General features: G+C 75.1%; 14 protein-coding genes. 5 read left to right on the top strand and 9 right to left on the bottom strand.

All coding sequences use genetic code 11. From position 1 onward, the window contains the following. Positions 1–112: 112 nt before the first annotated feature. Together DEI82_RS06015 and DEI82_RS06010 are read right to left on the bottom strand one after the other, a co-directional pair. Positions 113–1,135 carry an iron chelate uptake ABC transporter family permease subunit gene (locus DEI82_RS06015; RefSeq protein ID WP_258371981.1) on the bottom strand — a complete coding sequence of 341 codons (1,023 nt, stop codon included), beginning with the start codon at positions 1,133–1,135 and terminating at the stop codon, positions 113–115. Beyond that, complete coding sequence (locus tag DEI82_RS06010; protein ID WP_111012637.1) at positions 1,132–2,151, bottom strand: iron ABC transporter permease; 1,020 nt, start codon at positions 2,149–2,151, stop codon at positions 1,132–1,134. The genes DEI82_RS06015 and DEI82_RS06010 overlap by 4 nt, the downstream gene beginning before the upstream one ends. A gap of 190 nt (positions 2,152–2,341) precedes the next feature. Here DEI82_RS06010 and DEI82_RS06005 point away from each other — a divergent pair, with 190 nt between their 5' ends. Beyond that, positions 2,342–3,796, top strand: coding sequence for a S1C family serine protease (locus tag DEI82_RS06005; RefSeq protein WP_258371980.1), 1,455 nt, complete (start codon positions 2,342–2,344; stop codon positions 3,794–3,796). Between the two features lie 25 nt (positions 3,797–3,821). Here DEI82_RS06005 and DEI82_RS06000 read toward each other — a convergent pair whose 3' ends face one another. Together DEI82_RS06000 and DEI82_RS16475 are read right to left on the bottom strand one after the other, a co-directional pair. Then, a complete protein-coding gene (locus DEI82_RS06000) occupies positions 3,822–5,252 on the bottom strand; it encodes a hypothetical protein (RefSeq protein WP_111036103.1) in 1,431 nt (476 codons plus the stop codon). Positions 5,253–5,309: 57 nt separating this feature from the next. Beyond that, positions 5,310–5,630, bottom strand: coding sequence for a hypothetical protein (locus tag DEI82_RS16475; RefSeq protein ID WP_258370079.1), 321 nt, complete (start codon positions 5,628–5,630; stop codon positions 5,310–5,312). A 44-nt stretch (positions 5,631–5,674) separates the two neighbouring features. On the opposite strand from DEI82_RS16475, the gene DEI82_RS05990 reads away from it, so the two are divergent. Beyond that, positions 5,675–6,037 carry an RNA-binding S4 domain-containing protein gene (locus DEI82_RS05990; RefSeq protein ID WP_111036102.1) on the top strand — a complete coding sequence of 121 codons (363 nt, stop codon included), beginning with the start codon at positions 5,675–5,677 and terminating at the stop codon, positions 6,035–6,037. 51 nt (positions 6,038–6,088) lie between these two features. On the opposite strand, the gene DEI82_RS05985 is transcribed toward DEI82_RS05990, so the two are convergent. Together DEI82_RS05985 and DEI82_RS05980 are read right to left on the bottom strand one after the other, a co-directional pair. Further along, the gene (locus DEI82_RS05985) at positions 6,089–7,033 is read right to left on the bottom strand and encodes a DnaJ domain-containing protein (RefSeq protein WP_111012640.1); all 945 of its coding nucleotides are present in this window, start codon (positions 7,031–7,033) and stop codon (positions 6,089–6,091) included. 119 nt (positions 7,034–7,152) lie between these two features. After that, complete coding sequence (locus DEI82_RS05980) at positions 7,153–7,887, bottom strand: aminoglycoside phosphotransferase family protein (protein ID WP_111008610.1); 735 nt, start codon at positions 7,885–7,887, stop codon at positions 7,153–7,155. 147 nt (positions 7,888–8,034) lie between these two features. Here DEI82_RS05980 and DEI82_RS05975 point away from each other — a divergent pair, with 147 nt between their 5' ends. From DEI82_RS05975 to pcp, 3 genes are read left to right on the top strand one after another with little or no spacing between them, the layout of a single operon-like run. Beyond that, complete coding sequence (locus DEI82_RS05975) at positions 8,035–8,655, top strand: GntR family transcriptional regulator (protein ID WP_181434657.1); 621 nt, start codon at positions 8,035–8,037, stop codon at positions 8,653–8,655. 2 nt (positions 8,656–8,657) lie between these two features. Further along, entirely contained in the window at positions 8,658–9,971 is a 1,314-nt protein-coding gene (locus tag DEI82_RS05970) for an MFS transporter (protein WP_220037237.1), read from the top strand. Positions 9,972–9,981: 10 nt separating this feature from the next. After that, on the top strand, positions 9,982–10,623 hold the full coding sequence (gene pcp, locus DEI82_RS05965) for a pyroglutamyl-peptidase I (protein WP_111036101.1): 642 nt from the start codon (positions 9,982–9,984) through the stop codon (positions 10,621–10,623). Here pcp and DEI82_RS05960 read toward each other — a convergent pair. From DEI82_RS05960 to DEI82_RS05950, 3 genes are read right to left on the bottom strand one after another with little or no spacing between them, the layout of a single operon-like run. Further along, a complete protein-coding gene (locus DEI82_RS05960) occupies positions 10,616–11,554 on the bottom strand; it encodes an NUDIX hydrolase (RefSeq protein ID WP_111036100.1) in 939 nt (312 codons plus the stop codon). The genes pcp and DEI82_RS05960 overlap by 8 nt on opposite strands. Before the next feature lie 55 nt (positions 11,555–11,609). Next, entirely contained in the window at positions 11,610–12,128 is a 519-nt protein-coding gene (locus tag DEI82_RS05955; protein ID WP_111008605.1) for a metallophosphoesterase, read from the bottom strand. A 1-nt stretch (position 12,129) separates the two neighbouring features. Then, entirely contained in the window at positions 12,130–12,636 is a 507-nt protein-coding gene (locus tag DEI82_RS05950) for a MarR family winged helix-turn-helix transcriptional regulator (protein ID WP_111012646.1), read from the bottom strand. Positions 12,637–12,691 lie beyond the last annotated feature (55 nt).

Here is a 12,691-nt window from a genome sequence, read left to right as displayed (position 1 = left end):
CCCTTTCACTCCTGTGGAGCGACCGCACGGTCCACACACGTCCTGCACACGGCGGGACCGCCGGGAGGTCCCGCTCGGTCGGCGTGGAGCAGCCTGGAACGGGCGGGCGCGGTCAGCGCCCGCGCGCGATCAGCCAGAGCAGGTACGGCGCGCCGACGATGCCCGTGACGACGCCGACGGGCACCGCCACCCCGGGGATCGCGAACTGCGCCACGAGGTCGCTCGCCTGCACGATGACGGCCCCCACCGCCGCGGCGGGAGCGAGGGCGACGCGACCACGACCGACGAGACGACGGGCGATCGGCGCGGCCATGAGCGCGACGAACGACACCGGGCCCGCTGCCGCCACCGCCGAGGCGCTCAGGCCGACCGCGGTGAGGACGAGCAGCACCTTGGCCCGGTCCGGCGGCAGCCCCAACGACGCCGCGACGTCGTCCCCGAGGGTGAGCACCCCGAGCCGCGGCGACTGGAGGAGGGCGAGGACGAACAGCACGACGAACGCCACCGCGAGCACCGCGAGCACCGTGGGGTCGACCGCGTTGAGGCTGCCCGTGAGCCACACGAGCGCGACGGCGGCGTCCTGCACGTTCCCGCGCGTGAGCATCCACCCCGTGACGCTCACGGCGATCGCCGCGACGCCGACGCCGACGAGGACGAGCCGGTTGTCCCCGATCCCGCCGCGCCAGCTCAGCGCGGCGATGACGACCGTCACGAGGACGGCACCGACGACGACGACCGAGAACAGGGTGAGCCCCGAGGCGGCGAACAGCGCGATGGCCGTGATGCCCGACGCGCTCGCGCCCGAGGTGATCCCGATGACGTCAGGGCTCGCGATCGGGTTCCGCACGACGCTCTGCACGATGCCGCCGGCGGTGCCGAGGCTCGCGCCGACGAGGACCGCCGCCAGCAGCCGGGGCCCGCGGAGCTCGGTGATGACGAAGTCCGTCACGCGGTCCGCGCGTCCGACGAGCGCGGCGAGGACCGCACCCGGGGAGATCGCGATCTCGCCGAGGCCGAGCGCGGCGACGGCGAGCACCACGACGAGCACGAGGGCCCCCGCGAGCACGAGGAGCTCGCGCCGCAGTCCGGCATCGGTGCCCCGTGGTCGCCGAGGGGTCCGGGTCGACACGCTCACAGGTCCCGCACCGCCCTGCTCCGGACGAGCGCGATGAACACGGGAGCGCCGATCACCGCCGTCACGATGCCGACCTGGACCTCGCCCGGGAAGGCGACGACACGACCGATGACGTCGGCGACGAGCAGGAGGGCCGGGGCCACGATCGCGGACAACGGCAGGGTCCACCGGTTCGCCGGACCGGTGACACGGCGGACGGCGTGCGGCACCGCGAGCCCGACGAACCCGACGGGTCCGATCGCCGCCGTCGCCGCGCCCGCGAGGAGGACCGTGGCGAGCGCGCCGAGTGCCCGCGCCACGACGACCCGCTGCCCGAGGGACGCCGCGAGCTCGTCCCCGAGGGCGAGCGTGTCGAGTGACCGGCCGAGGGTCATGGCGATGGCCAGGCCGACGACGACCGGCACGGCGACGACAGCGACGACGTGCAGGTCCCCCGTCGCCAGCGAACCCACCTGCCAGAAGCGGATGCGGTCGAGTGCCGACTGGTGCGTCAGGAGGACCGCGGTCGTGACCGACCCGAGTGCGGCGGCGACCACGGCACCGGACAGAGCGAGGCCCACCGGGGTCGGCCCGCGCCTCCCGGCCGATGCGATCCCGTACACCACGACGGCCGCGACGGCGGCGCCGACGAAGGCGAACGGCAGCGTCGCCGCCGTGCCCGCGATCCCGAACACCGTCGTCCCGACGACCACCGCGAGTGCGGCGCCGGCGTTGATGCCGAGGATGCCCGGATCCGCGAGCGGGTTGCGGGTGACGCCCTGCATCACCGCGCCCGCCACGCCGAGCGCGGCTCCGGCGACGAGTCCGAGCGCCGTCCGGGGCACCCGCTCGCCGACGACGATGAGCGTGATCTCGTCCGTCCGGCCGGGGTGCAGGAGCACCGTGACGACCGCCAGCGGATCGATCGGACGCGCGCCGACCATGACGCTGAGCACGCACGCCGCGGCGAGCACCACCAGGGACACGGCGGTCGTCCCGACGAGGCGCGCTCGGCGCGGACGAGCGGTCGGGGACATCGGCGCAAGCCTAGTCCGGCTCCCCCGCGGTCGAACGGCGGGCGCGGTGGCGACGGCGACGGCGCCGCAGCCGATCCCGAGGGAGTGCGGAGCCGCTGTCCACGCCGCTCATAGGCCACTCATCGGATCGGGTCCTGTACTGGACGCATCGACGCCCCACCGGCTGTCGGACGAGCCACCGGAGAGACCAATGACCGAGCACCCCACCACCCCCGCCGACGACGAGCGCGGCGAGGACGCCCCGCGCGACACCACGCAGCCCATCGGCACGCCGGCTCCCGCAGCGGCACCGCACGTCGACCCGAGCACGCTGCGGTCCGCCTACGCGTTCGACGGATCGGGCCCCTACCTCTACGCGCCGGACGGCTCCGGCCCCTACACGTACACGCACGACGGCCACGGCCCCTACCTCGTCGGCGCCACGGCGGGTGCCACCGACCCGACCGCGGCAGCGAAGCCGAAGCGCCGCCGCGTCGGCCTCATGGTCGGGGCGGGTGTCGCCACCCTCGCGATCGTCAGCGCCGCGGGCGGCACCGCCTTCGGCCTGGCCTCCCGGGACACGGGGACCACGACCTCGAGCCAGTCGAGCGGGTCCTCGAGCAACGGATCGTCGGACAGCGGCGGCATCGGTGGCGGCTGGTCCGTCCCGGGCGACGGCTCGTCGAGCGGATCGAGCGGTTCCGGGTCGAGCGGGACCGGGTCGAGTGGATCCACCGACAGCGCCCAGACCACGGCCACCGACTCGCAGAAGGCCGGGATCGTGACGATCGACACGACGCTCGACTACGACTCCTCGTCGCAGGCGGCCGGCACCGGGATGATCATCTCCTCCGACGGCGAGATCCTGACGAACAACCACGTCGTCGAGGACGCCACGAGCATCGAGGTGACCGTCGAGTCCACCGGCAAGACCTACACGGCGGACGTCGTCGGCACGGACAAGACCGACGACGTCGCCGTGCTCGAGCTGCGCGGGGCGTCGGACCTCACCACCGCGACACTCGACGACGACGACGACCTGGCCGTCGGCGACACCGTGACCGACGTCGGGAACGCGGAGGGCCAGGGCGAACTCGTCGCCGCGAAGGGCTCCGTGACCGCGCTCGACCAGGACATCACCGTGCAGAGCGAGTCCGGCACCGGCACGGAGTCGCTCACCGGTCTCATCGAGGTCGCGGCCGACGTCGTGTCCGGCGACTCGGGCGGCCCGCTGCTCGACTCCGAGGGCGAGGTCGTCGGGATGACCACCGCCGCGTCGTCGGGCACGAGCGACGTCACCGGGTACGCGATCCCGATCGCGACGGCCAAGAGCATCGCCGAACGGATCCTGTCCGGCACCGCGACCTCGACGATCGTCATCGGGACCCCGGCCTTCCTCGGCGCGGAGGTCTCGTCGACGACTCCGACCACCGGCTCCGGTGTGACGCTGCAGGGCGTGGTGTCCGGGTCCCCGGCCGAGAACGCCGGGCTCGCCGCGGGCGACACGATCACGAGCATCGACGGCACCGCCGTGACCGGTGCCGATCAGCTCACCGAGCTCATCCAGGCACACGCCGTCGGGGACTCGGTCACCGTCGGGTACACCGCCGCCGACGGCACGGCGGGAACGGTCACCGCGACGCTGGTCGCCGGTCCGGCCGCCTGACGCGGGACGTCCGGGAGGACCGGGGTCAGCCCGCCAGGACCGTGCGGACGAGCAGACGGTGGACGTTCGCGGACGCCTCGACCCGGATCGCGGTCCCCTCGGCCGTCGCCCGTCCGATGCGCGCGAAGCCGACGCCCGCGGCGTGGACCACCGTGACGGGACGCGGCCGCGTCGGCACCCGGAGGTGCGACACGGTCCACGGGGCGTCCCAGAACCGCGCGAGCACCGGATCGGCCGTGCGGACCGCCACGGGCAGGTCGGGGCGGGCCGTCGGGTCCTCGACCCGGCGGTCCAGGACCGCGGCCGGGAGCCGCGGCGTCGCGAAGGCGAAGGTCCACGACGGGGTCACCCCGACCCTCCCGGCCGCGAGCGCCAGGAGCGTGGCGTCGTCGACGCTGCCGATGCGGAAGCCGGCCTCCTCGGTCCCGTCCAGCACGGTCACGGCGGCGTCGCCGCGCCACCAGCGGAGCCGGGTGGCGGGCCCGTCCTCCCGCTGCTGCTCGAGCGTGACGGGGTCGACGCCGGCTTCCCAGGGCGCGAGCACCGCGCTCGTCAGTGACGGGACGGTGCCGAAGCGGCCGACGAGCCCCTGGTCGATGAGCGCGCGACCGCCGGGCGACCGGAGGACCGCGGGGTTCCAACGGCGGCCCGCCATGCCCTGCAGCGCGGCGAGCGCCTCGGCGTCCACCGGCACACCGAACGGGGCGAGCGTCGGGCGCACGGGGACCGGGACGTCCTCGAGCACGCGTGGCGGCTGGGCTGCGGCCGGCGCGGGGCCGACGACGCGGACGGACTCGAGCACGCGGGCGACGACGTCGTCGGTGGCGTCGAGGACCGCGAGCGGGCGCTCGGCGACGACGTCGATGCGGTGCCGACCGGTGGTGACGAGCAGGTGCGACACGAAGACGCCCGTGCGGTCGGGGGCGCGGTGGCCGAGGGCGGGAACGGGCCGGTGCGGTTCGTGTCCGTGCTCGGTGCCGTCCGACTCGCCGACCGCGGGGCGGTCCGTCGCGGCGGCGGCCTCCAGCGGCGGAGCGGGGCGGTGGTACTCGACGAGGCGGGCCGGCGCCCCGGCGCTCCCCCACGGGTCGCACCCGACGACGAGCACGCCGTCGACCGAGCCGGGCAGCCGAGCGACCAGCGCGGCGGTCTCGTCCGCGATGCCGTTGTCGCTGGGGCGGGAGCGCACGGTCACGGTGACGCCGTCACCCGTGGTCCGGAGGTCCGCGTCGGCGGCGTGCACGGTCGCCCAGGACGCGGGGCGCGTGATGCTGACGCGGGCGGTGCGGTCGGTCACGGTGTCCGCGTGCTCGCGGCGACCCGGCGTCGACCGGCCGGGCGACGGCGCCGGCATCCCGGCCGACGAGCTCACGTCCGGCGACGACGGGGCCACCGACGACGGGCCCACCGATGACGGGGCCGGTGCCGGGTTCGGTGCCTGTGGTGCGGGGACCATGCCGTTCACGGTACGGGCGACGGGTCCCCCGCTCGACGAGGCGCGCGGGCGGCGCGCTCAGGACGCGCGTCGGCGCTCGCGGGGCGGCGGCGGAGGTGGCACCGGACGGGCGGCGACGACGGCGGCGAGGGCGATGTCGACGTCCTCGCGGCGGGTGCGCACCGTGCAGATCGTGTCGGTGCGTGCGACCAGGGTGCCGAGGGCGTCCCGCGCACCGTCGCCGTGGTGGGCGCGCACCACCAGGCGCGTGCCGATCGGGGCGGTGGCGAGGAGGGCGAGCGCCCGGCGGCGGTGGGCGTCCGCGCGGCGGACGTCGTCACGCGCAGCGGACCCCGCGTGGTCGGCAGGGTCGGCCTGGCCGTCGGGGTCGTCGTCCACGGCACTCATGGTAGGACCGGGGCGTTCCGCATAGGCTGTCGCGCATGGACCGCGCCCGCGTCGACAGCTGGTTGTGGGCGGTGCGGCTGACGAAGACCCGCTCCGCCGCCACCGCTGCCTGCCGTGCTGGGCACGTCCGGGTGAACGGCGAGCGCGTCAAGGCAGCGCAGTCGGTCGGGATCGGCGACGAGGTGCGGTTGCGGACCAACGGGGTCGAACGGATCGTCGTCGTGCGCGGGATCGTCGTCAAGCGCGTCGGGGCACCGGTGGCCGCCACGTGTCTGGAGGACCGGACGCCCCCACCGCCGCCGCGCGAGGAGACGGCCTGGTTGCCGGCGCGGGACCGCGGAGCGGGTCGACCGACCGGGCGGGAGCGCCGCGACCTCGAGAAGCTGCGCGGGTACTGAAGCCGCGTCTCGGGTCCGCGCTCGGCGCTCGCGGTCCGTCGACGAGCACGGTCAGACGAAGCGGACCGTCTCCTGGAGCCGCGCGCGGAGCTCGAACACGTCGACCGATCCCGTCTCGGCACCGGGGCCGAGCAACACGCCGGCCAGGGCGCTCCGCCGCACGACGAACGCGGTCGGTCTGCGTGCCGGTCCCACGAGCCGGACGTCGTGGTCGACCGCGGAGTCCGGGACGACCAGGAGCCGGCCCGTGAACCGGACGCGGGTCGCCTTCTGGACGGTGCGCGCAGCCCGGACGAGTTCGCGCACCGGGCGCTCCCCCGGCGCGAGGGTCGCGCCGACGACCTCGCCGTGCTCGATGCGGACGGGAGCACCCCAGTCGATGGACTCGAGCGCCCAGAGTCCGCTCGTCGTGAGGACGACGTGGTCCAGCTTGCCCTCCGGCCCGGCGTCGAGGTCGTGCCACACCGTCACACCGATCCCGAGGTCGGCGACGATCGCCGCGGTCGCCTCCTCGGCGAGCGCCTCGGCCAGGAGACGGCGGATGTGGCGCGGGGCGGAGCGGACGAGTGCCGGGTCGTACGGGTCCTCGATCGGGTCGCCGAGGCCGACCCACTCGCGCTCGGCGGCGAGGAAGACCTCGCGCGACAGTCCGCCGGGGTGCCCGAAGGACCGGGCACGTGGGCGGGAGTCGCGGCGCGCGGCGGGCGGCGCGTAGGCGTCACGGCCCGAGGCCGGACGCCCCGCGGGGTCGCCGGCGGGTCCGTGCCCGGCGATCGCCGAACGGGAGGCTCCCGCGTCGTACGCCCGGCGCGCCTCGGGGGTGCCGACGCGTTCCCACGCCTCTTGCAACAGGCGGAACGAGCGCGGGTCCCCGCCGAGGTCCGGATGGGTCTCGCGGGCAGCCCGGCGGTAGGCGCGCCGGAGGGTGTCGTCGTCGGCGGAGGCGGGGACGCCGAGCACCTCGTACGGGGTGGCGTCGGCAGGGCTGTCGCTCATGGCGGTGGAACACTACCGGCTCGCCGCGCGGAGCACGCCCCGTGTTCGCCGTGGGCTCGCCGTGCTCCCGCTGGGCGCGGGCTGCGTGCCGGTGTGGTGCCGCCCGCGTGGAGCCCTGCTCAGGCCACGGCGTGCCGGATGGCGTCGGCGTGGTGCTCGATGTAGGCGACGTCGGCGCGGTAGAGCTCGGCGTGGCCGGCCGCGAGGTCCCGGGCGAACTTCGGGTCCCCGGCGGCGGCCTCGGACTCGATGGTCGTCACGAGGGCGACGAGGCCCGCGACCACGGCCTCCACGAGCCCCGCTCGGCTGGACGCGTCGAGGTCGTAGGCGCGGCAGAACTCGGCCGCACGGGCGAGCTGGTCGTCGAGACGCGTCACGGGGGTGTCCCCGGTCGTCAGCGGCGCGAACCGGTAGACCGCCGACGCGACGTCCCACACCCGCGGCCCGGGGTGGGCCGTGTCGAAGTCGATGATCCCGACCGCGGCCCGGCCGTCGAACACGCAGTTGTACGGGGCGAAGTCGCCGTGGCAGATCGTCTCGACAGGAGCACGGTCGGCTTGGGACCACACGTCGTCCGCCGCCACCGCGTAGGTGGCAGCGGCGTCGTGGTAGTTGCGCAGCAGCCGGGCCGCGGTGACGAGCGCGGCCTCGGACGCGACGTCGTCGGTCCAGGGGTACTCACCCGCGAGACCGGGGATGAACGACACGGTCTCGAGCACCTCACCGAGCGCGATCGGCTCCGGCGCCTCCACGAACCCGCGCTCGTGGAGGTGTGCGAGCAGCCGGTGGACGGTCGGTGTCCAGGGCCCAGCGGGGCGGTGGACACGGTCCTCGGCTCGCGTGATCCTCTCCATGGCGGTCCCTCCAGTCGGACGTCGCCGTCGACGCCGTCCCGTCAATCTACGCGGTGGCACCTCGGGAGTCCGGGCCGGAAACGCGATGTTCACATGCTCCTCGGACAAGCTGCACGGGCACTTGCATGCAAGACGTACGATCGACACATGTCGTCCGCGGAGCGCGCCTACGAGCACACGAAGCAGCGGATCATCCGCGGTGAACTCCCTGGCGGTGCCCTCCTCAGCGAGGGGGTCGTCTGCCAGGAGCTCGGCATCAGCCGGACCCCGGTGCACGAGGCGTTCCTCCGGCTCGCCGCGGAGCAACTGCTCACGCTCGAGTCCCGGAAGGGCGCCGTCGTCCGCCCCATGTCCCCGAGCGAGTCCGCCGACGTCCTCGAGATGCGGGAAGCGGTCGAGGCGTCCGCGGCGACCCGAGCACTCCGCGGTGGCCCGCGTCCGGACCTCGTGCCCGTGCTCGACGACCTCCTGCGCGACCAGGCCGACGCGATCGCGGAACACGACGTGGACCGCTTCGTCGACGCCGACGACGCGTTCCACACCGCGGTCGTCGCGGCCGCGGAGAACCCCGTCGCGGTGCACTTCACCCGCCTCCTCCACGACCGCCAGCAACGCCTCCGGCACCAGCTCATCCGGGTCCGTCCCGAACAGCTCCACCCGGCGCTCGACCAGCACCGCGCACTGGCCCGGGCCGTCGCCGCCGGCGACGCCGCCCGCTACGCCGAGGTGCTCCGCGACCACGTCGCCGGGCACCGGGGCGCGCTGTGAGCGTGGACACGTCGACGGGAGCGGTCCCGTTGCAGCGGACCGGGCCTCCCGGCCGGACCGGTGCCACGAGCCGGCGGGCAGCACGGGTGCGGCCGTGGCTCGCGGTGTGGGGCGCCGTCTTCGTCTGCTCGTGGGGCGGCAACCAGTTCAGCCCGCTGCTGCTCATGTACCAGGAGCGTGCGCACTACTCGACGCTCCTCGTCAACGCGTTCCTCGGCGTGTACGTCCTCGGTCTCGCACCGGCACTGCTCGTCGCCGGGTCGCTCTCCGACCGGCACGGACGCCGCCCCCTCATGCTCGTCGGGGTCACGGCGGCGCTCGTCGGCAGCGGCCTCCTGGCCCTCGGTCCGTTCGGCGCGGGGTACCTCGCGGCCGGGCGACTGTGCTCCGGGATCACCGTGGGCATCGCCATGGCCGTCGGGAACAGCTGGGTGAAGGAACTGTCCCAGGGCCGGTACGACCCGGCGGCGGACGCCGGATCGGGTGCACGACGGGCATCACTCGCGTTCACCCTCGGATCCGGCAGCGGCGCACTCGTCGCCGGCTGCATGGCCCAGTGGGGCCCGGTCCCCGAGGTCCTGCCGTTCCTCGTGCACATCGCCGTCGCGGTCCCGTTCCTCGTCGTCGTGCTGCGCGCACCCGAGACCCACACGTCCGGCGGCGTCACCGGGCCCTGGTGGCGGCAGCTCCGCGTGCCGTCGGCCGGACACCGGCGCTTCGTCCGCGTGGTCATGGTGTCGGCCCCGCTCGTGTTCGCGTCCGCCGCGATCGCGTACGGCTACCTGCCCACCCAGTTGCACGACGCGACCGGACGCTGGGGGCTCGTCTTCGCGACCGCCGCGACGGTCGTCGCGCTCGGGGTGTCGAGTGCGGTCCAACCGATCGCCGCACGGGTGCACTCCGTGTCGAGCGCGCGCGGGCTCGTCGTCGCCGTGCTCGTGATGACCGTCGGCATCGCGGTCGTCGCGCTCGCGATCGCGGCCGACTCGGTCTGGATCGGGCTCGTGGCGAACGCGGTCGTCGGTGCCGGCATGGGCATCGCCCTGGTGTCGAGCCTGCTCGAGGTGCAGCGGATCGCGTCGAGTCGGGACCTCGCGGGCCTCACCGGCGTGTTCTACGCGGTCGCGTACGCGGGGTTCCTCGCCCCGGCCGTGATCGCCGCGGTGGCCGCCGTCGCGCCGGTGACGGCGATCCTGCTCGTGGTCGTCGGCCTCGGTCTCGTGGCGTGGGTGCTCGTGGGCGTCTCGTCGCGCCGCCACCTGCCCGCCGCGGCCGCGGGCGTCGGACCGGACGACCCCACGGCGCACCTGGGTTAGGGTCGCGGGCGTGACCACGATCCTCCTGACCGGGTTCGAGCCGTTCGCGGACGCGCCCCGCAACCCGTCCTGGGACGCCGTCGAGCGCGTCGCCGCGACCTGGACGGGTCCGGAACGCGTCGAGGCCGTCCTGCTGCCCGTCGCGTTCGGACGCTCGGTCGACGCACTCCGTGACGCCGTCGAGCGGGTGACGCCGGACGTCGTGGTCGCGGTCGGGCTCGCCGAGGGGCGCACCGCGATCACGCCCGAGCGGGTCGCCGTCAACCTCGACGACGCCCGGATCCCGGACGCCGACGGCGCGCAGCCCGTGGACGTGCCCGTCCTGCCGGGAGGCCCGGCCGCGTACTTCACGACGCTCCCGGTCAAGCGCATGGTCGCCGCCGCGCGCGCGGCGGGCGCACCGGCCGCGCTGTCCGCCACGGCCGGCGCGTACGTGTGCAACCACGTGTTCTACGCGCTGCAGGCGCTGGCCGGGGCCGGGGTGCGCTCCGGGTTCGTGCACGTGCCCGCGACACCCGAGACCCTGCGCGAGGCGGACGACGCCGTCCCGACGGTGTCGCTCGACGTGCTCGTCACCGGACTCGCCGCAGCGGTCCGCGCCGCGGTGGACCCGGCACCCGACCTGGCCGTCGCGGGCGGTGCGATCAGCTAGCGATCAGCGCTCGGAGCCAGGACGGCCCCGTCACCGACGCTCCGAGGGCCTCGACGCGCGCTCGCAGCCCGCGGTCGGCCGTCACGACGACGACCGGACCGGCCGCTCTCGCGATCGCCCGGTGCACGGACTCGACGATCGCGTCGTCACCCGCGCCGGTCGCGCGGACGACCTCGACCTCGGCGTCGTCGGTCCGGGCGGCTCGCGCATCTCCCTCGAGGACGACCGACCACCGCGGCCACCACCGACCGGCACCCAGTCCGAGTTCCGCAGCGGCCAGTCCCGACGCGGCGAGCACACCGATCGCGTCCACGAGTCGCTCGGCGGCGCCGGCGCGGTCCCGCCACCAGCCGTCCGGCACGCTGCCGACGACGTTCGCGGCGTCGACGACGACCACGGGCTCGGTCACGAGCACACCGCGGAGGGCCGGCCAGCTCGCGCCGAACCCCGGGTGCAGGGGCAGCCCCTCGACGTCGTCGACCGGCACCCAGTCGAGGGCCAGGCTCTCGCGGTCGCCGACCTCGGCCCGGAACGGGTGGACGGCGCGTGCCACCACCGTCGTGTAGGTCCAGAACCCGAGGTCGAGCACGGAGGTGTGGCGGATCCGGAGCGCGGCGGCGGGGACACCGGCTTCTTCCGCGGACTCGCGGAGCGCTCCGGTGACCGCGTCCTCACCCTGGTGTCGCGCACCACCCGGGATGCCCCAGGTACCGCCGTGGTGGCTCCACTCGACACGGTGCTGCAGCAGGACGCGTCCCGCACCGTCGTCGACGAGCAGCCCCGCGGCGCCGAACAGGCCCCACGCCTTCTGACCGTCCGGCCCGTACGCCCACGCGTCGCCCGGGTCCCGGGGGCCGGGCGGCGGACCCGGCGGGAGGGACGGCGCGGCCTCCGCGGGCACCGCGCGCTCGTCGTGCCGGTCGTCCGTCATCGCCCCAGCGTCCCACGTCGGCACACCGCACGGCCAGTCGGGTCGCGCCGCGGCCTCAGCGCTCCCGCGGGACCGGTGGGAGGCGCACGAGTTCGACCGCGAGGTCGCGACCGTCGACCACCGCGGTCATCCACGTGTGGTCGGGCTGTCGTCGCCGGTCCGTCGGCGATCCGGGGTTGAGCAGTCGGAGCCCGCTCGACGCGGTGGAGTCCCAGGGGATGTGCGAGTGCCCGAACACGAGGACGTCGACGTCGGGGAACCGCTGCGCCATCCGGGCGTCGCGTCCCGCCGCGGCCCCGGTCTCGTGCACGACCGCGAACCGCAGGCCCTCGACGTGCTCGTGTGCGACGAGTGGCAGCCGGTCCGCGAACCCCGGTTCGACGTCGTTGTTGCCGCGCACCGCGACCAGCCGTCGAGCCCGGGCTGCGATCCGGTCGACGGTCGCCAGGTCCACCCAGTCCCCCGCGTGCACCACGAGGTCGGCGTCCTCGATCGCTGCCCAGAGCGCCGGCGGGAGGTCCTTCGCGCGCCGGGGCAGGTGGGTGTCGGACAGGAACACGAGGCGGGTGGGCACGTCAGGCCTCCATCGGGGCCGCGGCGCCCGGCAGGTCGTCGTCGTCGATGTCGGGAACCGGCACGGGATCCTCGGTCTCCGCGGCGTTGAGGCGCTCGAGCAGACCGGCGAGCAGCGCGACGTCGTCGTCGGACCACGACGCCAGCCGTTCCTCCAGGCTCTCGCGGTGCACGCGGACGGAGCGTTCCAGCGCCGCCTCGCCGGCCGCCGTCACCGCGAGCGGCTTCGCGTTCCCGGTGCCGCCGTCGACCTGCTCGATCAGGCCGGCGGCCAGGAGGCCCGACAACTGGCGCGAGATCGTCGACCGGTTGAGCCGCAGGTACCGGGCGATGTCGATCGCCATGCACCCGTAGTGCTGGGCGACGAAGTCGACCAGCGAGTGGTCGACGATGCTGAGCGCGGCTTCGGGACCTCGGGCGCGGACCGCGGCGCGCCGGGTGATCCGCGCGAGTTCCCGGTAGGCCCGGGTGATCTCGGCGGCACGAAGCCGATCGGTTCCCTGCTCCATCGACGAGTCCCTCCCTGTCGTCGCGTCCGCCGCGACCCGCTCCGCGAACGTGCCA

The sequence above is a fragment of the Curtobacterium sp. MCBD17_019 genome, assembly GCF_003234555.1.
Classification (GTDB): Bacteria; Actinomycetota; Actinomycetes; order Actinomycetales; family Microbacteriaceae; genus Curtobacterium.
This window is presented reverse-complemented; position numbering and strand designations above follow the sequence as displayed.

Excerpts from the sequence above, each read along its gene's own strand:
- DEI82_RS05985 (WP_111012640.1), bottom strand. The coding sequence starts at position 7,033 with ATGAGCGACAGCCCTGCCGACGCCACCCCGTACGAGGTGCTCGGCGTC.
- DEI82_RS05960 (WP_111036100.1), bottom strand. The coding sequence starts at position 11,554 with ATGACGGACGACCGGCACGACGAGCGCGCGGTGCCCGCGGAGGCCGCG.
- DEI82_RS06010 (WP_111012637.1), bottom strand. The coding sequence starts at position 2,151 with ATGTCCCCGACCGCTCGTCCGCGCCGAGCGCGCCTCGTCGGGACGACC.
- DEI82_RS06000 (WP_111036103.1), bottom strand. The coding sequence starts at position 5,252 with ATGGTCCCCGCACCACAGGCACCGAACCCGGCACCGGCCCCGTCATCG.
- DEI82_RS05980 (WP_111008610.1), bottom strand. The coding sequence starts at position 7,887 with ATGGAGAGGATCACGCGAGCCGAGGACCGTGTCCACCGCCCCGCTGGG.
- DEI82_RS05950 (WP_111012646.1), bottom strand. The coding sequence starts at position 12,636 with ATGGAGCAGGGAACCGATCGGCTTCGTGCCGCCGAGATCACCCGGGCC.
- DEI82_RS06005 (WP_258371980.1), top strand. The coding sequence starts at position 2,342 with ATGACCGAGCACCCCACCACCCCCGCCGACGACGAGCGCGGCGAGGAC.
- DEI82_RS05990 (WP_111036102.1), top strand. The coding sequence starts at position 5,675 with ATGGACCGCGCCCGCGTCGACAGCTGGTTGTGGGCGGTGCGGCTGACG.
- DEI82_RS05975 (WP_181434657.1), top strand. The coding sequence starts at position 8,035 with ATGTCGTCCGCGGAGCGCGCCTACGAGCACACGAAGCAGCGGATCATC.